General features: G+C 71.9%; 18 protein-coding genes and 1 tRNA gene. 10 read left to right on the forward strand and 9 right to left on the reverse strand.

Features of this window, described 5'->3' with window-relative positions:
• Positions 1-92 precede the first annotated feature (92 nt).
• The 4 genes from OG507_RS14245 to OG507_RS14260 form a co-directional block, all read right to left on the reverse strand.
• Positions 93-1,418: an ABC transporter substrate-binding protein gene (locus tag OG507_RS14245; protein ID WP_327367569.1), complete on the reverse strand. Its 1,326-nt coding sequence runs from the start codon at positions 1,416-1,418 to the stop codon at positions 93-95.
• 780 nt (positions 1,419-2,198) lie between these two features.
• Entirely contained in the window at positions 2,199-3,689 is a 1,491-nt protein-coding gene (locus tag OG507_RS14250) for a glycoside hydrolase family 18 protein (RefSeq protein WP_327367570.1), read from the reverse strand.
• Positions 3,690-3,819: 130 nt separating this feature from the next.
• Entirely contained in the window at positions 3,820-5,280 is a 1,461-nt protein-coding gene (locus OG507_RS14255) for a HAMP domain-containing sensor histidine kinase (protein ID WP_327367571.1), read from the reverse strand.
• Positions 5,277-5,975, reverse strand: coding sequence for a response regulator transcription factor (locus OG507_RS14260; protein WP_327367572.1), 699 nt, complete (start codon positions 5,973-5,975; stop codon positions 5,277-5,279). Before OG507_RS14260 ends, OG507_RS14255 begins: the two co-directional genes overlap by 4 nt.
• Positions 5,976-6,064: 89 nt before the next feature.
• Between OG507_RS14260 and OG507_RS14265 the strand changes: the two genes are divergently transcribed.
• Positions 6,065-6,622, forward strand: coding sequence for a hypothetical protein (locus OG507_RS14265; RefSeq protein WP_327367573.1), 558 nt, complete (start codon positions 6,065-6,067; stop codon positions 6,620-6,622).
• A 102-nt stretch (positions 6,623-6,724) separates the two neighbouring features.
• Here OG507_RS14265 and OG507_RS14270 read toward each other — a convergent pair whose 3' ends face one another.
• From OG507_RS14270 to OG507_RS14280, 3 genes are all read right to left on the reverse strand, one after another.
• Positions 6,725-7,423 (reverse strand): hypothetical protein, encoded by a 699-nt coding sequence (locus tag OG507_RS14270; protein ID WP_327367574.1) that lies wholly within the window; start codon positions 7,421-7,423, stop codon positions 6,725-6,727.
• Positions 7,424-7,447: 24 nt separating this feature from the next.
• Complete coding sequence (locus tag OG507_RS14275) at positions 7,448-8,386, reverse strand: spermidine synthase (RefSeq protein WP_327367575.1); 939 nt, start codon at positions 8,384-8,386, stop codon at positions 7,448-7,450.
• Positions 8,387-8,495: 109 nt separating this feature from the next.
• Positions 8,496-8,936, reverse strand: a complete 441-nt coding sequence (locus OG507_RS14280) for a hypothetical protein (protein ID WP_327367576.1) — start codon at positions 8,934-8,936, stop codon at positions 8,496-8,498.
• Positions 8,937-9,176: 240 nt separating this feature from the next.
• Between OG507_RS14280 and OG507_RS14285 the strand changes: the two genes are divergently transcribed.
• On the forward strand, positions 9,177-10,520 hold the full coding sequence (locus OG507_RS14285) for a tetratricopeptide repeat protein (RefSeq protein WP_327367577.1): 1,344 nt from the start codon (positions 9,177-9,179) through the stop codon (positions 10,518-10,520).
• Positions 10,521-10,626: 106 nt separating this feature from the next.
• Here the strand turns inward: OG507_RS14285 and OG507_RS14290 are convergent, their stop codons facing one another.
• Positions 10,627-11,223, reverse strand: a complete 597-nt coding sequence (locus tag OG507_RS14290) for a histidine phosphatase family protein (protein ID WP_327367578.1) — start codon at positions 11,221-11,223, stop codon at positions 10,627-10,629.
• Positions 11,224-11,485: 262 nt separating this feature from the next.
• Between OG507_RS14290 and OG507_RS14295 the strand changes: the two genes are divergently transcribed.
• The 7 genes from OG507_RS14295 to OG507_RS14325 all read left to right on the forward strand — a co-directional run bounded on the left by OG507_RS14295 (position 11,486) and on the right by OG507_RS14325 (position 17,920).
• Positions 11,486-12,508 (forward strand): phosphatase PAP2 family protein, encoded by a 1,023-nt coding sequence (locus OG507_RS14295; RefSeq protein ID WP_327371967.1) that lies wholly within the window; start codon positions 11,486-11,488, stop codon positions 12,506-12,508.
• Positions 12,393-13,580 (forward strand): hypothetical protein, encoded by a 1,188-nt coding sequence (locus tag OG507_RS14300; RefSeq protein WP_327367579.1) that lies wholly within the window; start codon positions 12,393-12,395, stop codon positions 13,578-13,580. The genes OG507_RS14295 and OG507_RS14300 overlap by 116 nt, the downstream gene beginning before the upstream one ends.
• A complete protein-coding gene (locus OG507_RS14305) occupies positions 13,571-15,184 on the forward strand; it encodes a hypothetical protein (RefSeq protein WP_327367580.1) in 1,614 nt (537 codons plus the stop codon). The genes OG507_RS14300 and OG507_RS14305 overlap by 10 nt, the downstream gene beginning before the upstream one ends.
• Positions 15,181-16,515 carry an AAA domain-containing protein gene (locus OG507_RS14310; RefSeq protein ID WP_327367581.1) on the forward strand — a complete coding sequence of 445 codons (1,335 nt, stop codon included), beginning with the start codon at positions 15,181-15,183 and terminating at the stop codon, positions 16,513-16,515. The genes OG507_RS14305 and OG507_RS14310 overlap by 4 nt, the downstream gene beginning before the upstream one ends.
• Before the next feature lie 93 nt (positions 16,516-16,608).
• A complete protein-coding gene (locus OG507_RS14315) occupies positions 16,609-16,950 on the forward strand; it encodes a hypothetical protein (RefSeq protein ID WP_327367582.1) in 342 nt (113 codons plus the stop codon).
• Positions 16,951-17,148: 198 nt separating this feature from the next.
• Positions 17,149-17,856, forward strand: coding sequence for a bifunctional DNA primase/polymerase (locus tag OG507_RS14320; protein ID WP_327367583.1), 708 nt, complete (start codon positions 17,149-17,151; stop codon positions 17,854-17,856).
• A tRNA-Lys gene (locus OG507_RS14325) sits at positions 17,847-17,920 on the forward strand. Before OG507_RS14320 ends, OG507_RS14325 begins: the two co-directional genes overlap by 10 nt.
• A 55-nt stretch (positions 17,921-17,975) precedes the next feature.
• Here OG507_RS14325 and OG507_RS14330 read toward each other — a convergent pair.
• Positions 17,976-19,190: a M6 family metalloprotease domain-containing protein gene (locus tag OG507_RS14330; RefSeq protein ID WP_327367584.1), complete on the reverse strand. Its 1,215-nt coding sequence runs from the start codon at positions 19,188-19,190 to the stop codon at positions 17,976-17,978.
• 406 nt (positions 19,191-19,596) lie between these two features.
• Here OG507_RS14330 and OG507_RS14335 point away from each other — a divergent pair, with 406 nt between their 5' ends.
• On the forward strand, positions 19,597-21,477 hold the full coding sequence (locus OG507_RS14335; RefSeq protein ID WP_327367585.1) for a putative bifunctional diguanylate cyclase/phosphodiesterase: 1,881 nt from the start codon (positions 19,597-19,599) through the stop codon (positions 21,475-21,477).
• Positions 21,478-21,498 lie beyond the last annotated feature (21 nt).

A 21,498-nucleotide genomic window follows, 5' to 3' on the forward strand; every position in this document is an offset into this window, starting at 1 on the left:
GCTGAGTTGCCGGGTGAATCGAATGACCCGCGCTAGGAGCTGCGCGTGCCGGTGCGGGCGGCTCCTGGGGGGGCCGCCCGCACCGGCGACGGTCAGCCGATCGCCTTGTCGATCGCGCTGGTCGCCGCCTTCCACGCGTCGTCAGGGCTGGTGCCGCGCTGTTCCATGTTGTTGATCTGGGTGGAGATGGTGTCCTTGACGACGCCGTCCTTCGGGCCGAGGACCGCCTCGGGGATGGACTTGGCCTCGTCGGCGTAGATCTGGCCGATCGGCGCGTCGTTGAAGTACGGGAGCTTGGCGTCCTTCACGTCCGCCAGCTCGTACGCGCCCTTGTTGGACGGGAAAACACCGATCGCCTTGAAGACGGCCGCCTGCTGCTCGGGGGCGGTCAGCCACTTGACGAGCTTGGTGGCCTCGTCGACGTTCTTGCCCTTCTTGGGCACGGCGAGGAAGGAGCCGCCCCAGTTGGCGGCGGTCGAACCGGGTGCGGTGGTGATGTCCCACTTGCCCTTGTTGGCGTCACCGGCGTTGACCGAGATCTGACCGGCCATCCACGCGGGGCAGGCCACCGTGGCGACGGTGCCCTTGCGCAGGGCGGCGGCCCACGGGTCGCTGAACTGGGCGAGGCCCTGGGTCAGCTTCTTGTCCGCGGCCTCGGCGGCCAGGTCCCAGCCCTGCTTGACGCTGGGGCTGTCCTTGTAGACCGGCTTGCCGCTCTCGTCGTAGTACTGCTGCGCGTTCGAGCTGACGACGGCGTTGAACATCGCGCTGGCGGAGTCCATGAAGTACGTGCCCGCGGGGGCCTTCTTCTTGTACTCCTCACCGAGCTTGAGGTAGTCCTCCCAGCCCCCGGCGACCTTCGCGGCGACCTCCGCGCGGTCGGTCGGCAGACCGGCCTTCTTGAACAGGTCGGCGTTGTAGCAGAGGGACATCGGACCGATGTCGGTGCCCGCGCCGATCACCGCGCCGTCGGGCGTGGTGGCCTGCTTCTCCTTCCAGGACACCCAGTCACCGGCGTTGATCACCTTGCTGAGGTCGGCGAACTCGTTCGCCTTGGTGTCGACGATCTCCTTGATCCGGCCGACCTCGATGCCCTGGACGTCGGCGAGACCACTGCCCGAGTTCAGCTGCTGGAGCAGCTTGGGGTAGTAGACCTTCTCGTCGGCGGTGACGTCTTCCTTGACCGTGATGTTCGGGTTCAGCTCGTGGTACTTGGCGAAGAGACCGGCTTCCTTGTAGCCGAACTGCCCGTAGTCGGCGACGGTCAGCGTTATCTTCCCGTTCGCATCGGAGCCCGTGTCCGATGAATCCGAATCGCTGCTGCAGCCGGTCAGCAACAGGGCCGAGGCTGTCAGGCCCGTGGTGGCCAGAACCGCGGCTCTGCGGCTCCGACCGGCGACGGTGCGGGTGATACGCATTCCACTACTCCTTGTTCCAGGGTGGGACTGGCGTTCTGACTGCGCGGCATACGCGCTGGTGACTGCGGGTGCCAGGTGGTTCAGGGGGGAGGACACGGGCAGTGCCGTTCGAGCGGAAAATCCCGCACGATGTGGGAGCGCTCCCATGCACCGATGTCGGAAGGTTCCTTCCTTGAGGGGGTGGGTGTCAAGAGTTGAAGACGCTTCCGTTGCCCGAGTGTGTCCTGCAAGTCACGAGACCGTATCCCGCCGAAGTCTTGCCATAGCCCGTCGGCATGGGGAGGAAACCTGGGCCGCTTCGAAAAGGTGCAGGTCAAGGACGTATGGCCGGAGGTCAGCCGAAGCGCCGGCCCCGCGCCGCCCGGAGCGCCCGGCATTTCCGCCCGCCTCCGGAAACGGCCCCCGTCACCCCCGGTTCACACCCGACCGCCCGCCGGAAGGTGAACGGGGCAGCGCGCGAGGGGGGCGGTCGGGGGCGGGTCCGCGTTCTTTCGTCGAACCCGGCGCTTGGGGGCGGGCAGTACGGGACGGGGAGCCGATCCGTACGCGGCTTCCGCGGCCCGCCCACCACGGCGACGGCTCCGGCGAGCACTCCCCGCAGAAAGGGGCGCGCACCCCGGCCGGTTGTGGGGGGTGTGGGGCCGGCCGGGATGCGCGGTGTGGGTGGCGGTATGTGGTGATCTGTAGCGGTCCGCTGGGCCTTGGGGGCCTGTGGGGTCTTTGCGGACCGCGAGGTCCTGAGGTCCGCGGGAGGGGCGGACGGTCTGCTCTGCGGACGGTCTACTTGTACGCGCCGAACGCCTTCGTGAACGCCAGCGGCTCCTGGGAGATGGAGCTGCACGACGCGTCGGCGCTCGGCTTCGGTCCGCCCGCGCACGCCTTGTCGCGGGTGCCCGACCACATCGCCAGCCGGCCGAGCCCCTTCTGCCCGGCGAACTCCACGAGCTGCGTGGCGTCCTCGACCTTGAAGATCTCGGTGCTGACGTCATTGACACCGATCATCGGTGTGACGGCGACGGCCTTCCACGCGGCGGCGTCCGAGAGCCCGAGCACGCCCTTGATCTGGGCCTGCGTGGCGGTGGCCGCCTGGATCGCGTACGTGCCCATGTCACCGCTGTACGAGGCGCCGTAGTCCATCGCCATGATGTTGACCGCGCCGACCTCGACGCCGTTCTTCTTCGCGTCGGCGACCAGGTCGACGCCCGGCTGGGTGAGGCCCTCGGGCATGACCGGCAGGGTGAAGGAGACGTCCAGGCCGGGGTGGGACTTCTGGAGCTGCGCTATGGCCTGGGAGCGGCGGGTGTTGGCCGCCGTGTCGGGCAGTGCGCCGCCCTCGATGTCGAAGTCGACCTTGGTGAGCTTGTACGTGTCGATGACCTTGCCGTACGCCGCGGCGAGCTCGGACGCGGATGAGCACTGCAGCGCCAGTTCGGCACCGGCCGCGCCGCCGAAGGAGACCCGCACGTCGCCGCCCTTGGCTCGCAGCGCGCCGATCTGGGAGGCGACGTGGTCGTCGCCGAGCGCGGTGACGCCGCCCCAGAGCGGGGTGCAGCCGCCGCCCGCGGTGATGAAGGCGAGGTTGAACTCCTTCACACCGGTCTTGGTGACGGTGTCGAGGAGGTCGTAGGCCGGGTAGAGCGAGGTGTCGACGTACGGGGCGAAGCCCGCGCCGCTCGCCGAACCGCCGCCGCTGCCACCGGTCTCCGTGGGGCTGGGCGTGGGGGTGGCCGTGGCGGTACGGGTCGGCTCGGCCGTCGGAGAGGCGGTGGCCGTGGGGGTGGGTGTGGGGGGCGCGGTCTCGGTGGGGCGGCCGCTGGGTTCCGGTGTGGCGCCGGAGTCGACGGAGCACTTGGCGTCGTTGATGAGACAGCCGGTGGGGTCGCCCGCCGTGCCGTCCGAGTTGGTGACGAAGCCGACGGTGACGGACTTGCCGGGCGCCAGCTCCGTCTCCCAGCTGGCGGGCTTCACGGTGACATGGCTGCCGCTGACGGTGTGTTCGCCGTTCCAGAGGGAGCTGAGCTTCGTGCCCGCGGGCAGGTCGAATTCGAGTGTCCAGTCCGTCTGCGCCTTGTCGGTGTCGTTGGTGACGACGTACTGCCCGGTGTAACCGCCGGTCCAGCCGCTGGTCCTGGTGTAGGCGGCACCCACCGAGGAGGCCTGGGCCGTTCCGGTGAGGGCGAAGACCGCCCCGCCGATCACGGCCGCGGCGACGACCGCGCCGATCGCCTTGGTCCTGGTGCTCGCCGTGCGCCGGTGCGTACTGGTGCCCATCGCGTGCCTGCCTCTGTCCTACGGGAGTGGGGATGCGTGAGCACGCTAGCGGCAGACAATCCGACAAATGACGCCCTTCGGACCCGGCTTGGAGTTCTTAGGACTGCCTTAAGGGGCGCATCGGTGCTGGTTAAAGGTTCGGACCCGCCCCGGACCGGAATCGGAGCACAGCGTTCCGACCGTTCACTCCGCGTCGCTTCCGCCCTACCCGGTGGCCGCGCCGGCCGCGCTGCGGCCGCTGTCCGTCGAGGCCGATCCAGATGCGTATCTCCGCGCCCCCGAGGACAGAGCGGCCGATGCGCACATCGCCGCCGGTGGACTCCGCGACCCGGCGGACGATGTCGAGGCCGAGCCCGGTCGAGCCCACCGTTCCCTTCGCGCACCGCGCACCGCTGCGCCCGCTGCCGCCGCGCGCCAGGGCCGCCTTCGGGTCGTCGATTCCGCCGCCCGCGTCCGAGACCAGCACGATCACCGCGTCACCGCTGTGGTGGACATCGACGGCGAAGGCGGTGCCCTCGGGGGTGTGCCGGAAGACATTGCCGAGCAACGCGTCGAGCGCGGCGGCCAGTTCGGTCCGGGCGACCGGGATGCGTACCGTACGGTCCACTCCCGCCAGACGCACCTCGCGGCCCTCGTCCTCGGCGAGCGCCGACCAGAAGTCCATCCGTTCCCGGATCACTTCGGAGACGTCGCAGCCGGCCCCGGGGCCGGCGTTCAGGCCCTGGGTCTGCGGGCGCTGTTCGCGGGCGGTCCTGATGATGATGTCGACCTCGTGCTCCAGCTGCTCGACCGCGGCGCGGGTCTGCTCGGCGGCCGGGCCCTCGCCGAGCGAGGCGGCGTTGAGCCGGAGCACGGTGAGCGGGGTGCGCAGCCGGTGGGAGAGGTCGGCGGCCAGTTCCCGTTCGTTGGCGAGGAGCTGGATGACCTGGTCGGCCATGGAGTTGAACGCGACGGCGGCCGAGCGCAGCTCGGTCGGCCCCTCCTCCGGAACCCTGGTGCCCAGCCTGCCCTCGCCCAGGTCGTGGGCGGCGCCCGCGAGCCGTCTGGCGGGCTGCACCATCCGTACGCCGAGCCGGTCGGCGACCGCGACGGACCCGACGATCAGCGCGGTGCCGACGCCCGCCAGCATCAGCCAGGCGGTGGTGACCCCGTTGGAGACCTCGTCCTCGGGCACGAACACCTCGACGACGGCGATGTCCCCGGAGCCGAGCGCGGTCGGCTGGAGCAGCGCGGAGCCGCCCGCCACCTCGCTGATCGAGGCGCGCCCCGACTTCCGTACGGTCTCCAGGTCCTTGCGGGTGGCGCGCCGGGTGCCGATCTCCAGGGGCCCGCTGTCCGGCTCGTCGGCGGCGGGGATGTGCACGGCCATCCGGCCCGCGCCGCCCGGTTCGGTGGTGAGCACGGCCGTTTCGAGTTCGGTGCGGTCGGTGGTGATGGAGAGGGTCGGGCCGATGGTGGCGGCCTGCCGCTCGGCGTCGGAGAAGGCCCGGTCGCGGGCCATTTCCTTGATGACGAGCCCGAGCGGTACGGCGAAGGCGACCACGACCATCGCGGTGACGGCCAGGCAGACCTTGACCAGCGCCCATCTCATGCGGACTGCTCCGGGGGCTGGAGCTTCACGCCGACGCCGCGCAGGGTGTGCAGATAGCGCGGTCTGGCGGCCGTCTCGCCCAGCTTCCTGCGCAGCCAGGAGAGATGGACGTCGATGGTCTGGTCGTCACCGTAGGACTGCTGCCAGACCTCGGCGAGTAGTTCCTTGCGTGGGACGACGACTCCGGGCCGGCCGGCGAGGAAGGTCAGCAGGTCGAACTCGCGGCGGGTGAGGTCGAGCGCTGTGCCGTCGAGTTCGGCCCGGCGGCGCAGCGGGTCGATGGAGAGCCCGCCGACCCGGATGACGCTCGGCGGCGGCGCCTCGCCCCCGGCGGCGCGCGAGCGGCGCAGCACGGCGGCCATCCGGGCGGACAGGTGCTCCACCGAGAACGGCTTGGTCAGGTAGTCGTCGGCGCCGTCGTTGAGCAGCCGGACGATCTCGCTCTCGTCGTCCCGCGCCGTCGCGACGATCACGGGTACGTCGGTGATGCCGCGCAGCATCTTCAGCGCCTCGGAGCCGTCGAGATCGGGCAGGCCGAGGTCGAGGATGACCACATCGAAGCGGAAATGGGCCACTTCGCGCAGCGCTTCGAGCGCGGTGCCGACGCTCCGTACCGTGTGGGAGGCCTCCGTCAGGTGCCGGATGAGGGCGGATCGTACGAACTGGTCGTCCTCGACCACGAGCACACTTGGCATGGGCGGCACCGTACGCCATTCGGCGGTGCGCAGTCCTGCCCATGAGGGTACGGGGACAGCGCGGGGTCCGGTGGTGCAGGATGTGCCGGATGCAACGAGGACTCGTACACGCGCTCGCGTGGTCGCTCGCCACCGGGGCGGCGGTCACGCTGTCGTGGTGGGGTGTGCACACGGTGATGGCGGGCACGGCGTACGACCCGCCGCGCGCGGTGCCGATCTCGGCGGGCGCCCGGGGCGACCAGGGCCCCTCGGACGGACTGTCGTCCTCGACCCGGCGCCCCGAACCGACACCGCCGCCGTCCCCGTCGGCCACCGCGCCACCTCCCCCCACCACCCCGAAACCGTCCGCCTCCACACCCCCCTCCCGTCAGCCGTCCCGCACCCCGCAGAACAACAGCCCCTCCCCGGCCGGCTCCACCCCTCGCCAGGGCACGGTGAAGAGTTACGGGACGGACGGCGGCCGGGTCGTCTTCGAACTCGGCAAGGACTGGGCAAAACTGGTCTCGGCGACACCGGCACCGGACTGGTCGATGCAGGTCTGGACGAACTCGACCTGGATCCGGGTCAACTTCAGCCAGGACAACGGCACGACGGTGTCGGTCTTCTGCACCTGGAACGACCATCCGCCGCAGGTCGAGATCGTGTAGACGCGCGCCGGGAGCCGGACAGGGCGGAGGTGCGCGGTCGCACGCGCCGTCCTGTCCGGCCGTCTGCCCTCCGCCGGCGCGGATCAGACGGCAGGGCTTTGATCACCCCCGATGGTTCAGACCGCCTACCAGGAACTCGGGATAGCCGAACCCTTTCCCGAGTTCGATGAACGCGTCGTAACTGTTCTTGTCGATCTCCACGAAGTACGCCTTCATGGCACGCAGGAACAGCCGGTAGCCGAGGTCCGCGCAGGCCCGGGTGACGACCTGTTCCAGCGAGGGCACCAGACTCGGCAGCGCAGGCCCGTAGCCGACTGTGGTGACCGCTTGCGTCAGGTCGTTCATGACCGGGCGGATCACCTGGAGGACAGCCCGTCTCAGGCCCTCGTCCGTCACGGGCCGGGGCGGCGGCGGAACGAACGCGGGGTGGCTACGGCGGACCGCCGCCAGCCAGACGTCCTCGATCCTCCGCAGCCAGGTACGGGCGTCCATACCGTGCTCGGCAGGGTCGAAGCACCCGTGCGTGGCGCCGAGCCACACGGTGCGGATGGTCGCGTCCGGCAGCGTGGACTCCGACAGACGTCGTACGTCCTGTCCGAGTTGGCACGCGTGCGACCGGTCGAAATCCTCGACCGCCGTCTCCGGCAGTTCCAGCCAGAACTCGACCGGCCCGCCCTTGGGAAGATAACGCTCGGCGTCTGCCGGGGAGAGGGAGCGCGGGACGTCCCACTTCGAGGTCAACCAAGTCAGTCCGATGTCCTCGACGTAAATGTCTTCGAGGTACTCGTACTTCCCGTTCAATGTGTGCAACTCCCGTGCGAGGTCCTAGCCGAAGGCCGAGGGCGGTGGCGGCGGTGACGGTTTCGCGTCCGCGTCGTTCACCGGTGGCGCGCCGCCGGTGAAGTCGGCGAGCGCTCGGCCGTGTTCGACTCGTCCGGGGTGGGGGTCGGTCGCGACCCGGCGGGTCAGTTCCGCGACCTTCAGCGGCAGGTCCGAGGCGAGCAGTACGGCGTTGCCGAAGCGGCGACCGCGCCATACGGTCGGGTCGGCGGCGAGCGCGAGTTCGGGGAAGACCGTGGCGGCGGTGGCGATCTGGCCGCGCAGGTGGGTCAGCGGCGGACCGTCCGCGAGATTGGCGACGTAACTCCCGCCGGGTTTCAGGACCCGGCGCACCTCGGCGAGGAACTCGGTGCTGGTGAGGTGTGCCGGGGTACGGGCTCCGCTGAACACATCGGCGATGACGAGGTCCGCCCAGCCGTCCTGGATCTTCCCGAGTCCGGCACGGGCGTCGGTGGCCCGGACGCGGATCCTGGCCTGTGGGTCCAGCGGCAGTTCCCGGCGGACGAGTTGGACGAGTGCGGCGTCCACCTCGACGATCTGCTGGGTGGAGCGGGGCCGGGTCGCGGCGATGTAGCGGGCGAGCGTGAAGGCGCCGCCGCCCAGGTGCACCACGTGCAGGGGCTGCCCGGGGGGTGCGACGAGGTCGGCGATGTGGCCGATCCTGCGCTGGTACTCGAAGGAGAGGAACGTGGGGTCGTCGAGGTCCACATGGGACTGGGGGGCGCCGTCGAGCGTCAGCGTCCAGGCGTGCGGGCGCTCCCGGTCGGGCACCAGCTCGGCGAGACCGCCGCCCACCGGTTCGGCGAGCGGCTCCGCTCTGCGCCCGGCGCCGCGTTCGGTCCTGCCGTCGGCCTTCGGGCCGGCCTTGCGGTCGGACCGCTTGCGGGCGCCCGCGCCTGCGCCCGACGCTCCTTGACGTGCCACTGCTGCTCTGCCTGCTCACTGCTCATCGCTCCGGGCCGGTACGGAGCCGGCCGTGCCGGGGGAATCCGGCCACCGGCCCATTATGGGCGCGTGGGCGGGGCACCCGCGGTCAGCGGCAGTTGTCGGCCGCCTCGATGAGCCGGGCCGCCTGGTCGAGGGCGGCCCGCAGCACGGCCGGGTCGGTGACCGGGGTGTCATCCTCGGGCGGCAGCAGCCAGCCGCTGCCGGTGACGGGCGGCTCGGCGGGGATGCGCAGCCCGCGGCCGTCGGTCCGCGTACACGCGCTGCCCGGTACGTCCCACGCCTCGGCGGTCCCCGGAGGGACCAGGAAGCCGAGGGTGTCGCAGGCGCCGTCGTGCAGAACCGGGCCGACGGGCTCCTGATCGGAGCCCCGGCGCAGGATGTCCACGGCCTCCAGCCCCTGGCGGGCCGGGACGGTCACCAGGTCGCAGGGGGCGGTGCCGTGGTGCTCCGTGGGCGCCGTGGCGCCCGTGGCGGCCGGGGTCTTCGCTGTCGTCCGCGAGCCGGTCTCCGTGCCGATGTGCAACAAGGGACCTCTCCTCTCATCGCCGGGCGGAGCCGGATTCCGTCTCCACATGGACCAACGCGCCGACGGCGTCAAGGGCTACGGTGCCACGCCGCCGCAAAGGGTGGCAGTTCATGGCGGATCGCGGGCGAGATGTCCCCTTTGTTGGCAAACGCTGTGTGTGCGGTCTGCCACAGCAGGTACGTTCTTGCTCCGCCGGGACACCGGAAGCAGGAGCCCGGCTGCACCAGAGAGGGCTCAGCCATGGTGTCGACAGGGGCAGTTCCCAACCTCGCCTTCCGGCGGCTGCGCGGTCCGCGCTCCGCCGGGGAGTTCGCTGCCGCAGTACGCAGGTCCGCCCGTGAGATCGGCGAGCAGGTCGCGTGCGACGCCCGGTACATCGGACGCGTGGAGTCCGGCGAGATCCGCTGCCCCAACTACGCGTACGAGCGGGTCTTCCTGCACATGTTCCCCGGCACCACCCTGGCGGACCTGGGCTTCTCACCGCGCGAGACGGTACGTGGGCGGGGAGCGCGGACCACCGCCGGGAGTCCACCACCCCCCACGCTCCACAGCGACACCGACGAGGAGTGCGACGTGCTGCGTCGCGTATTCATGACGAGCGGCACCACCGCGATGGCGACCGCAACCCTGGGTCTCGGCCTCGGCGGCACGTCCGCCGCTGCCGCCGCCACCCTGCCCGACCGGCACCGGGTCGGAGAGGCCGAGGTGAGCGCCGTCGAGAAGGCGGTACGGCAGATCCGGCTGCTCGACGACCGGCACGGCGGTGACGGCCTGTACCGCAGAGCGTCCCAGCCGCTGCGGGCCGCGTACGCGTTGCTCGACTCCGGGACCGTGGCCAAGCGCTCCACGGCCGACCGACTGCACGCCGGGGCGGGCGAGCTGGCCATCTCGGTGGGCTGGCTGGCCCATGACTCGGGCCGGTTCGAGGACGCCCGCTCGCACTATGCGGAGGCGCTGGCCACGGCGCGGGTGGCGGGCGACGCGGCGCTGGAGGCGCATGCGTTCTGCAATGCGTCGTTCCTGGCCAGGGACACGGGGCGGCCCCGCGAGTCCGTACGCGCCGCCGAGGCCGGGCAGCGGGCGGCGCAGCCGCTGGGCTCGTCCCGGCTGCTGGCGCTGCTCGCGCTGCGGGAGGCGGGGGGCCGGGCGGGGCTCGGGGACCGCACGGGCTGCGAGCGGGCGATCGGCCGGGCGCACACCGCGTTCGGCCGCGGCCCGTCCGATGCCGATCCGGAGTGGATGACCTTCTTCCGGGAGGCGGAACTGGAGATGCTGGAGGCGCAGTGCTGGTCGGCGCTGGGCGACTGGTCGCGGGCGGCCCGCCATGCGCGCCGGGCGACGCGGCTGCAGGACCCGCACTTCACGCGGAACCTTGCGCTGTACCGGGCCGAGCTGACCACGGACCTGGCCCGTGCGGGCCGCTCCGCGGAGGCGGCGACGGCGGGTCACCAGGTGCTGGACCTGCTGGACCGCGTCCAGTCCTCGCGCATCCGCGGGATGCTGGCGGAGGCGGCGGGGGTGCTGGCGCCGCAGCGGGGTGCGGTGGAGGTGCGGGGGTTTCTGGAGCGGTACGGGGAGGGGTAGGCGGCCGCGTACGGCTCCGCCCGAGTTTCCCGCGCCCCGCACCGCGTGACCGGTTCCGTCCTCAAACGCCGGACGGGCTGGATGGGATTGCCGGGGCCGGCAAGGCCTAGCCGTCCAGGTGCCCCGTGTCGTTCCAGCGTTCGATCGCGGGCGCGCCGTACGCCCAACCCAGTACCGACAGCGACGTCGGATCCAGCCGGATGCGTGCCGCGAACGACACATCCTCGCCCAGCCACCGCGCCCCCAGCGCCCGCAGGATGTGGCCGTGGGCGAAGACCAGGACGTCGCGGTCGGCCGAGCGGGCCCAGGCGACGATCTCGTCGGCGCGGGCGGACAGTTCGGCCAGGGTCTCCCCCTCCGGCACCCCGTCACGCCAGATGAACCAGTCCGGCCGGATCGCCTTGATCTGGGCCGGAGTCATCCCCTCGTACGCCCCGTAGTCCCACTCCAGCAGTGCGTCCCACGGCTCCGCCCGGTCCGCGAAGCCCGCGATGTCGCAGGTCTCCTTGGCCCGCAGCAGCGGACTGGTGCGGACTTCCAGGCCCGGCAGGTCCGCCCACGGCCCCCGGTGCAGCCGCTCGCCGAGAAGCTTGGCGCCCGCACGGCCGGTGTCGAGCAGCGGGATGTCCGTCCTGCCGGTGTGATTGCCCTTGACGGACCATTCCGTCTGGCCGTGCCGGGCGAGCAGGATACGCGGTGCCATGACGGCTCTCCCTGAGACTGAGACCTGAGACTGAGATCTGAAGCTGAGATCTGATGCCGGAGATCGGAACAGGAAACGGATCGTCCGGTTTTTCCATCATCGCGCACGCCTCCGCGAGGCAACCCCCCGGGCCGAACCGACGTCAATCCCTGCGCGGAGAAATCCGTACGCACATACGGGGGATCCGACATGGACCCCGGGGGAATCAAGGGCGACCTGCGCCGTACGGTTGAACGCCCGCCGTCGGTCGCCTGAACACATGATGGAGAGCTTCCGGATGCAGCAGCATGCCAGCACCGCGCCAGCACCGCGCCCGCGGCCCCGTTGGTGGACCGAGCTGCCGCTGCTGGCCCTGGTGTACGGAGCCTACTCGGCGGGCCGGCTGGTGGCGCGCGGCGATGTGTCCACGGCCGTCGACCACGGTCTGCGCCTCCTGCACCTGGAGAAGACGCTCCGCATCAACTTCGAGCACCCGCTCAACCGGCTGCTCACCGCCCACCCCTCGATCGGTATACCCGCCGACTTCGCGTACGCGTCCCTGCACTATCTGCTCACCCCGGCCGTTCTGGTCTGGCTCTTCCGCCGCCGCCACGCCGCCTACCGCCGGGCCCGCACCTGGCTGATGACCTCCACGCTGCTCGGTCTGATCGGCTTCACGATGATGCCGACCTGCCCGCCCCGGCTGCTCCACGCCGCGCACGGCTTCGTCGACACGATGGCGCAGTACAGCTCGTACGGCTGGTGGGGCACCGAGGCGAGCGCCCCGCGCGGCATGGGCGGAATGACGAACCAGTACGCGGCGATGCCGAGCCTGCACGTCGGCTGGGCGCTGTGGTGCGGAATCCTGCTGTGGCGGCACGGACGGCACCCGCTCGTGAGGGCCGCGGGCATCGCGTACCCCCTCGTCACCACGTTCGTGGTGATGGGCACGGCCAACCACTACTTCCTCGACGCGGTCGCGGGGGCCGCCGTGATGGGTGCCGGTGCCCTGCTGGCCGGACCGGTGATGCGTGTCTCCGACCGGGTCAGGGACCGGCTCGGGGCCCTGATCGGGGCCCGCTTCCCGCGGGTCGCCGAGACCACGAAGTCCCCGATTGTCAGTGCCGGATGCAAGACTTCGGCGGGTGAGCGAATCCCTGGCCAGCGGACCGCCTCCGCAGACTCCACCGATGCCGCGGCATCGGCCGACGCAGACGCCCCGGCCGGTCGTGCACCCCGGGCCGACACCCGTGCCCCCGCAGGGGCGGGAGCAGCGGGGGACGACACTCCGGCAGCGGCTCGCTGAGCTGCGGGGCCCGGCGGTCGCACCGCGTCCGCTGGATGCCCGCGCGCTGGCCGCCCTCGCCGCCAACCCCGGCTGCCGGCGCCGCGCCCTGCTGGACGGCGCCGGGGTGGACAAGGCCGCTCTGGCCACCGCGCTCGGTTCACCGGCCCCCTTCGGCCAGTCGCAGTTCGCCTTCGTCCGGGGCAACGCCTTCGAGGCCAAGGTCAAGGCCGACGGCGGTACGGAGCTGATGCGGCTGCTGTACGAGCGCCTCGGCGGCGGTGGCGAGCCGCCGGGCGAGATCCTGGTGCCCGATCTGACCGCGGCAGGACCCGAGGGCCGCGCGGCGCGTACGGCGCTCGCTCTGCGGGAGGCGACCGGGGCGGGCGGCTGGACGCTGCTGGACCACCCGATGCTGGCCCTGGAGGTGGCGGGCTCCCCCACCTATCTGGAGCCGGACGCGGTGGCGGTCCATCCCGACGGCACCTGGACGGTCGTGGAGATCAAGTCCTTCCCCATGATCGACGGTTCCGCCGATGCCGCGAAGGTCGGCGCGGCGGCCCGGCAGTCCGCCGTCTACGTACTGGCGCTGGAGCGGATCGCGGAGCTGACCGAGGGCGCGGAGGTCGGCCACCGGGTGCTGCTGGTCTGCCCGAAGGACTTCTCCAATCTGCCCACCGCCTCCGTCGTCGACGTACGCAAGCAGCGTGCGGTCACCCGGCGTCAGCTGGCCAGGCTGACCCGGATCGAGGACATCGCGGCGGCCCTGCCCGAGGGCACCACCTTCGATCCGGAGTGCTCCCCGCAGCAGCTGGACGCCGCGGTCGAGTCGGTCGGCGCGGCCTATGCCCCGGAGTGTCTGGCCGCGTGCGAGCTGGCCTTCCACTGCCGGGCGAAGGCCCGCGCGGCCGGTGCTGTGGAGGCGCTGGGGCGGAGCGTGCGAGGTGAGCTCGGCGGGCTGACGACGGTGGGTGCGGTGCTGGCCGCCGCCGCGGGCAAGGAGGGCGACCCGGCGGATCCGACGGTCGCGGCGCTGCGGCGTGCGGCGGCGCTGCGTGCCGAGGCGCTGGAGGGCGGTGCGGCATGTCGCTGATCAGCACCCTGGCCCGGCTGGAGGCCGTGGAGAGCGGCCGGGCGCAGCCGATGGCGACGGTCCTGCACCGCCATCTCACCGGACGGCCGCTCGTCCTGGTGCCGCTGACCACCGCCGGTGAGGCGGGCGCCCCGCTGGGGGCGCTCGTCGGGACGGACCGGGACGCGCCCCGGCTGCTGGCGGTTTCGCAGCCGCGCGACCGGGATCTGCGCTTCGCGTTCCTCGCCGAGCTGGCCGAGGCGGTGCTTCCGCACATCGAGGCGTACGTGGATGTCGTCGAGCCCGCCGAGCGCAGTGAGACCGATGCGGAGACCGGGAAGAAGGTCAAGGTCGAGGTCGAGCTGTGTGCGGACGCACCGCAGTTGATCGTGCCGAGCCGGGCGGGCATCGATTTCGTACGGCTGCTCGGCCGCTCGATGCGGTTCCGGCGCACGGCGCAGGACGATCCCGACACCCCGTACCCCGCCCCCGCCCGCGTCCCGCTGCTGGGCCGCTGGCTGACGCATTACGGGGAGCGGGCCAGGGTGCCGGGCTCCTCGCTGCTGCTGGCGACGACCGATCTGCTGAACAGACACTGGGCGACCGGGCAGAGCAGCCTGGAGGATCAGCATCTGGGTGCGCTGCTGGCCTGGATCGACGCCCCGGCGGGCGAGTCCGGGGCGCGGGCGGCGCTCCGCGCGGAGCTGGAGCGGGACGGGAGGGGACAGCTGCTGTGCCCGCCTGCCGGTCCGGCGACGGACCCGGCGTTCGACAACCGGCTGCTGGCGCCCGCCATCGAGAAGTACGACCGGGCGCGCACCTCGCTCGCCGCGGCCGAGGACGGTCTGGCGGCCGATGCCCGGCTCGGCGAACTGAGCGCGGCCGAGCGGGAGATCAGGGCGCTGCTGGCCGCTGTGATGCGGCCGACCTGGGATGCGGTGTGGCGGGGGCTGGATCTGCTGAGGGAGCTGCCCGAGGGTGCGCGGGCCGAGGACCGCTGGACGAGGGACCGCTGGTCGTTCACCGGTCACCGGGACCGGGTGCGCTCCGGTGAGCCCCCGCAGCCGCGCCGGGACGACGCGGTGACGGCCGCGCAGAAGCTGGCCTCGCGCGAGACGGCGCAGGCCCAGCTGGAGGCGCAGGAGGCGTTGGACGATCCGCTGGTGCTGGCCGGGCGGCGGCTGGCCGGTGAGGCGTTCGTCGGCGAGGTGACGGAGGTGGTGATGGCGTACAGCGAGTCCAAGCGCCCGTCCCCGCGCCCGCTGGTCACGGTCCGCACGGACGAGCGCCCGCATCTCGGCGAGCGCACGAAGGTGTACCGCTCGCTGGACGGCAAGCCGCAGACCGCCGAGTTCGTGGAGTACGCGCAGGAGCCGGAGGGCGGGGGCGCGCCCCAGCTGGTGCTGCGGATCACCGACCGGATGGGCCGGAGCAAGGAGCCGGCCCCGGGCTCGGTGCCCGAGCCGGGCGACCGGATCGCCTGGACGCTGTTCGAGCACGATCAGCGCGGCGGCCCGAAACTGCCGGACCCGGAGGAGACGCCCTGGACGCACGGCGGCCCGCCGGGCTCCGCCGCCGGGCACGCCGAGCATCCCGACCCCGTGACCGCGGAGGACCTTCTGTGACGGCCGTTTTCGACCCGGGCGCCCAGGCCGCGCGGGCTACCGACGCGATCCTCGCCGACACCCTGGGCGGTACGTCGCGCGGCATCGTGGTGGACTCCCCGCCGGGCGCGGGGAAGTCGACGCTCGTGGTGCGCGCCGCGCTGGAACTCGCGGCGGCCGGGCGTCCGTTGATGGTGGTCGCGCAGACCAACGCCCAGGTCGACGACCTCGTCGTGCGGCTGGCCGAGAAGGACCCGGGGCTGCCGGTCGGCCGGTTGCACAGCAATGACTCCGACCCGTACGACAAGGTGCTGGACGGCCTGGCCAACGTACGGAAGTCGGCCAAGGCGTCGGATCTCGCCGGGCTCGACGTCGTCATCTCGACGGCCGCCAAGTGGGCGCATGTGAAGAACGTCGAGCCGTGGGGGCACGCGATCGTCGACGAGGCGTACCAGATGCGCTCGGATGCTCTGCTGGCCGTCGCCGGCCTCTTCGAGCGGGCGCTGTTCGTCGGCGATCCGGGGCAGTTGGACCCGTTCTCGATCGTCGGCGCGGACCAGTGGGCGGGGCTGAGCTACGACCCGTCGGCGAGCGCGGTCTCCACGCTGCTCGCGCACAATCCCGGGCTGCCGCAGCACCGGCTGCCGGTGTCGTGGCGGCTGCCCGCCTCCGCCGCGCCGCTCGTCTCGGACGCGTTCTACCCGTACACCCCGTTCCGCAGCGGTACGGACCACGGCGACCGGCGGCTGTCGTTCGGCGTCGCGTCCGACGGCTCGGCGCAGGACCGGGTGCTGGACGAGGCCGCGGAGTCGGGCTGGGGTCTGCTCGAACTCCCGGCCCGGCACACCCCGCGCACCGACCCGGAGGCGGTTCGGGCGGTGGCCCTGGTCGTCCGCCGACTGCTGGACCGGGGCGGCGCGGCGACGAGCGAGCGCTCCCCCGATCCCGCTCCGGTGACGGCGGACCGGGTCGCGGTCGGCACCGCCCACCGCGACCAGGCCGCGGCGGTACGGGCGGCGCTCGCGGAGCTGGGTGTGACGGGCGTGGCGGTGGACACGGCGAACCGGCTCCAGGGCCGCGAGTTCGATGTGACGGTGGTCCTGCATCCGCTGTCCGGCCGCCCGGACGCCACGGCTTTCCATCTGGAGACGGGCCGGCTGTGCGTCCTGGCCTCGCGCCACCGGCACGCGTGCATCGTGGTGTGCCGGGCGGGCGTCGCGGAGCTGCTGGACGAGCACCCGTCGACGGAGCCGGTGCAGCTGGGGGTCACGGTGAAGTTCCCGGACGGCTGGGAGGCCAACCACGCGGTGCTGTCGCATCTGGGCGAGCACCGGGTGCGCTGGGAGGTGTGACGGTACCCACGCGCGGGCGTGCCGGACAGCCCCCTTGCGCGACGTTGGACAATGGAGGGTGGCCGCCCGGCCCACCGAAGGAGGAATCACCACATGGCACAACCCGAGCGGAACGAGCAGCAGCGGCTGCGCCCCGCGCCCCTGCTCTTCGAGCCGTCGGCGGCAGTCGCCGATCCTGAGCACTTCTTCGATCTGGAGTCGATGGACGATCCGAAGGAGCTGCTGTCCCGCGCCACCGAGCTGACCCTGGCGTTCCGTGCCGCGACCGACCGCGCGGTCGAGTTCCAGGCGATCGCGGCCGCCCAGCTCGCCGATCCGCGCCGGTTCGACCGGCTGACGACCGCGGACATCGCGCTGCGTGCGGAGTGGACCGAGGACTATGCCAAGAAGATGGTCGAGTTCGGCCGGAGCCTGCTGGGCGGCTCGACGCCCTGACCGCCGTACCGGCCCGTACCCGGCCTCGCGTCGCACTGTCCGGGCCGACCGTCCTCGTCACCCGCCCGGGCCCGGTCCTGACATCGGGTACCACCAGTGGCATATGCCCGGGCGCAAGATACTCCTCTCCGCCCCGCCCTGTCCCGATTTCCGGCAACTCTCGGAATCCGCTTGATCACTCCCGGTAGACATGGGCGCATGAGCGCATGGCTGCCAGACGAGACGCCCCTGCATCACGGCGACGGCCCCTGTCACGGGGCCGACGTCTTCGCCCTCCTGCGCGACCGGGCCGCGAACCGGACGGCTCAGATCACGGCAGCCGGTGCCGCCTGGCTCGCCGGCGCCGCGGCCTATCCGCGCAGCACGCTGGCCCAGTGGGAGGCCCACCCCTCCGCACCCGGGGTGCTGCCGTGCGGATCGGCCTTCGATGTGGTGAACGTGCCCACTCTCTTCGGGCGCCGGATGCTGGAACACCTGTGGGCGGACGGCCCCGGCTCCGGCCCCGTCGCCACCCATCGCGGACGGATGCTGCTCTTCGCCTCCCCGGGCACCGCCCAGCGGCTGCCCTCGCTGCTCGACTGGGAGGAGTGGGGCGGCGGCCTCGAACCGCGCGACGCAACAGACCCGCGGGGGCGGGACGGCGGCGGGGGCAAGGTCCCGCCACTGCTCTGCCACGGCATCGGGGATGCGGTGACCGTCCCGCCGCTGACCTGCGTCTCCGCCGCCCCCGGGCCCCGCTGGGTGGTCGCCCCCGACACCCGCAGCCCCTGGCTGCCGGGCCCGGACGTACTGCTCTGGGCCTGTGTACGGGTGACCAGGTCGGCGACCTCCCCGGCGGCCCGGAATTCGATTTTTCCTACCACCGATCAGGATGCTAATGTCTACGACGTCAGCAGGCGCCGCTAGCTCAGTTGGTTAGAGCAGCTGACTCTTAATCAGCGGGTCCGGGGTTCGAGTCCCTGGCGGCGCACAGACGGAAGAAGCCCCCTTGCGAGAGCGAGAGGGCTTCTTCGTGCTCGCGGGACCTACGTTCCTGTGGTGATCCGGACCGTCCAGGCGCCCGAGGGCGTCCGGTCGGCGACCTCGATCCTGGCGTGCGCGCCGGGGATGCTGTACGTCTCGCCGACCCGCAGCGGGGCGTCCGCGAGCGGCGCGTAGACGGACCGGTCCCAGCAGGCGTCGGAGCGGGGGTGGGTGTCGATGACCTCGACCGGACCGCCGCCGGACGGGGTTGCGCTGCGCACCCGGTAGAGCAGGACGCCTTCGGTGCAGGTCGTCCGGTCGTTGCCGGTGGCGCTGCGGGCCTCGATGGCCACCGCACTGCCCTCACCGGTCCTGATCACCGCGAGCCGGGTGCCGATGGAGGCGCCGGGTACGGGGACCGCGGCGATCGGCTCCAGGGTGATGTCGCGGCTGCGCTGGACGCAGACCACCTGCCTGCCGTCCAGCCAGCCCAGCTTCCACTTGTGCCAGCCGAAGAAGTCCGGTGCGAGCCCGAACTGACTGCCCATCACATCCCAGTCGCCGACATAGGTGTCCCAGTCCCCCTTGCCGTCGGTCGGCCGGTGGTAGAGGTCCGGCAGATCGAAGACGTGCCCGGTCTCGTGGGACAGCACGTTGTGGTCCGGGGGGTGCTGCTCGAAGACGGTGACGACGCGCCGGATGTCCGTACCGTCGGCGTGCAGCGGCTGGTCGAAGTTGACGACCTTGGTGGCATCGGAGTCGACGCCCGGGGCGTCCGGGTCGGCGACCAGATAGACGACGTCGAACCGGGAGAAGTCGACCTTCGGGTCGGCCACGGCGATGGCGTCGCGCAGATAGGCGCCGCGCCGCTCGTTGTTCCAGTCCCGCTGTATGCCGTACCAGCCGGACGCCTTGGGCATCCGGATCCACTGCCGCAGCGGGTGCGGGCGCAGGGTGAACTTTCCGTACGAGGCGCGCTGGAAGAACTGGGTGGTTGCGGGGAAGTAGTCGGCGGTCAGCTCCTTGGTGGTGTTGGCGGGCTGGTGGTCCGGGAAGGACAGAAAGATCATGACCGCGTCGAGGGAGCGGTCGGGGCGCGGATAGGCGTCGTTCCAGTCCCCCACGCCCAGCGAGTGGTGCGCCTCGGTGCGGGGCAGTGCGCACGGCCCCGCTTCGCCGGTGGCGGCCACGGCCGGCCCGGCGACCAGAGAGGTGGCGACGAGCGCCATCAGAGAGGTCGCGGCCGCGGTGATGCGGCGCAGGCTCGGTCTCTCCACTGCCCCGGTTCCGGGCTGACGCGGCACATCAACCTCCGGGGCGAGACGTGGTCACCCACTCACCTTGTGATGATTTGAGGCTTTCGTCCTGTTTAGCTGCCCCAGTCGAGTCAGTAGTCGACCGAGAGATTCACCCTCACGGACAGTCACAATCGATCACCAGGGCATCGCGAGAGAACCAAATCGCTCAGAAATGATCAGTCATGGGCAAACCGGATCGGCGGCCGACTGGCCCAAGTGGGGCGAACGCGGGGCGCGGAGGGCTCGGGCGCTGGAACGGCCGACGCCGCAGCCTCTATGCTTCACCAGGCTTTCCCGCGTGGCGTGCGCCTGCGACAGCGGCGTCCGCGCGGCGGCCAGTCCGGCCACACCTGTTCAGGACAGAACTGCACGGCGGGAGCGAACGGTGAGCGGAACCTCCGAAGGGCCGAGGCCCGCGGCGGGCACGGCCCCTCATTCCGCAGGACCGTCGGTCACGGAGCGTCATCCCCCGTGGCCCCCTGCGGGAGTCGAAAGGGCCGAGACGCACGGCTACCGGGCCGCCTTCCGGGCCGCCACGCTCCCGATGGCCGTCGTCGATCACGAGGGCCTGGTCGTCGCCGCCAACGACGCGCTCGGCGGCCTCCTCGGCTTCCCCGCCGCGGCGCTGGCCACCCAGTCGGCGGCCGATCTGCTCGACCTCGTGGCGGACGGCCGCACCTGGCGCGCGTACCGCGAGGTGCTGCACCGCCGGCGCTCACGGTTCCGCTGCACCCGCAGGCTCAAACACCCCGACGGGCGCTCGATGTGGGCCGAGATCACCGTCGTGCCGATGCCCGAGCCGGAGGCCGTCCGGGCCGACGGCCCCGGGCCCGGCCGGGTGCTGCTCTCCGTCGCGGACATCAGCGACCGGCGCGAGCTGCAGAAGCGGCTGCGCCACCTCCAGATGCACGACCCGGTGACCCGGCTGCCCAACCGGACACTGTTCTTCGAACGGCTCTCGGCCGTCCTGGAGACCCCGCCGCACCAGGACGGCAGCCTCCCCGGACACCCCGGAGGCGGCCGGATCGGGCTCTGCTATCTCGACCTGGACGGCTTCAAGGCCGTCAACGACACGATGGGCCACCGGATCGGCGACCGGCTGCTCGCCGCCGTCGCCGCACGGCTCACCGACTGCGCGGCCCAGGAGGGCCCGCACCGCCCCGGTTCCCATCTCGTGGCGCGCCTGGGCGGCGACGAGTTCGCCATCCTGGTCGAGGACTCCGCCGGTACGCAGCAGCTCACCGATCTGGCCCGCACGGTCCTGGCCGCACTGCAGAAGCCCTTCGACCTGGGCGGGCAGCGGCTGGGCGTCTCGGCCTCGATCGGGGTGGTGGAACGGCCCGTGGCCGGCACTTCGGCGACCGGTCTGATGCAGGCCGCCGACACCACGCTGTACTGGGCGAAGGCGGACGGCAAGGACCGCTGGACGGTCTTCGACCCGGAACGCAACGCCCACCGGATGACCCGTCAGACGCTCTCCTCTCATCTGCGGCCCGCCGTCGAGCGCGGTGAGTTCACCATCGAGTACCAGCCGCTGGTCGGCATGGCCGACGGAGTCGTCCGCGGGGTGGAGGCGCTGGTCCGCTGGAACCACCCGCAGTTCGGGATGCTCTCGCCGAATCGGTTCGTCGCGATCGCGGAGGAGGACGGCTCGATCGTCCAGCTCGGCCGGTGGGTACTGCGGTCCGCCTGCCGCCAGGCCCGGCGCTGGCAGCTCGACCACCCGGCCGAACCGCCGCTGTTCATCAGCGTCAATGTCGCCGTGCGGCAGGTCTGGGACTCCGACCTGGTCACCGATGTCGCGGAGATCCTCGCCGAGACCGGCCTCGACCCCGGGCTGCTGCAGCTGGAGCTGACCGAGTCCGCCGTGATGGGCTCGGCGGGCCGCCCCCTCCAGGCCCTCCAGGCCCTCAGCGACATGGGCGTACGCATCGCCATCGACGACTTCGGGACCGGCTACTCGAACCTCGCCTATCTGAGCCGGCTGCCCGTCTCCGTACTGAAGCTGGACGGCTCGTTCGTACGCGGCTTCCGCTACGAAGACGGCGACCGGCCGAGCCCCGCCGACGAGACGATCGTCGAGGCGATGGTGGAGCTGGCACACCGCCTGGGCCTGACCGTCACCGCGGAGTGCGTGGAGACGGCGGGCCAGGCGGAACGGCTGCGCAGGATCGGCTGCGACACCGGGCAGGGCTGGCTGTACTCGCGCGCGGTGGCTCCGGAGCGGATCGCCGAACTGATCGGCGGCGGGAAGCTGATGGCCTGACCCCGGTGACCGACTGCCGGT

Source organism: Streptomyces sp. NBC_01217 (assembly GCF_035994185.1).
GTDB lineage: Bacteria > Actinomycetota > Actinomycetes > Streptomycetales > Streptomycetaceae > Streptomyces.

Bases quoted from the DNA above. Each gene is read 5' to 3' on its own strand.
- OG507_RS14245 (WP_327367569.1), bottom strand. From the start codon at position 1,418: ATGCGTATCACCCGCACCGTCGCCGGTCGGAGCCGCAGAGCCGCGGTT.
- OG507_RS14250 (WP_327367570.1), bottom strand. From the start codon at position 3,689: ATGGGCACCAGTACGCACCGGCGCACGGCGAGCACCAGGACCAAGGCG.
- OG507_RS14255 (WP_327367571.1), bottom strand. From the start codon at position 5,280: ATGAGATGGGCGCTGGTCAAGGTCTGCCTGGCCGTCACCGCGATGGTC.
- OG507_RS14260 (WP_327367572.1), bottom strand. From the start codon at position 5,975: ATGCCAAGTGTGCTCGTGGTCGAGGACGACCAGTTCGTACGATCCGCC.
- OG507_RS14265 (WP_327367573.1), top strand. From the start codon at position 6,065: ATGCAACGAGGACTCGTACACGCGCTCGCGTGGTCGCTCGCCACCGGG.
- OG507_RS14285 (WP_327367577.1), top strand. From the start codon at position 9,177: ATGGTGTCGACAGGGGCAGTTCCCAACCTCGCCTTCCGGCGGCTGCGC.
- OG507_RS14290 (WP_327367578.1), bottom strand. From the start codon at position 11,223: ATGGCACCGCGTATCCTGCTCGCCCGGCACGGCCAGACGGAATGGTCC.
- OG507_RS14295 (WP_327371967.1), top strand. From the start codon at position 11,486: ATGGAGAGCTTCCGGATGCAGCAGCATGCCAGCACCGCGCCAGCACCG.
- OG507_RS14300 (WP_327367579.1), top strand. From the start codon at position 12,393: ATGCCGCGGCATCGGCCGACGCAGACGCCCCGGCCGGTCGTGCACCCC.
- OG507_RS14305 (WP_327367580.1), top strand. From the start codon at position 13,571: ATGTCGCTGATCAGCACCCTGGCCCGGCTGGAGGCCGTGGAGAGCGGC.
- OG507_RS14315 (WP_327367582.1), top strand. From the start codon at position 16,609: ATGGCACAACCCGAGCGGAACGAGCAGCAGCGGCTGCGCCCCGCGCCC.
- OG507_RS14320 (WP_327367583.1), top strand. From the start codon at position 17,149: ATGAGCGCATGGCTGCCAGACGAGACGCCCCTGCATCACGGCGACGGC.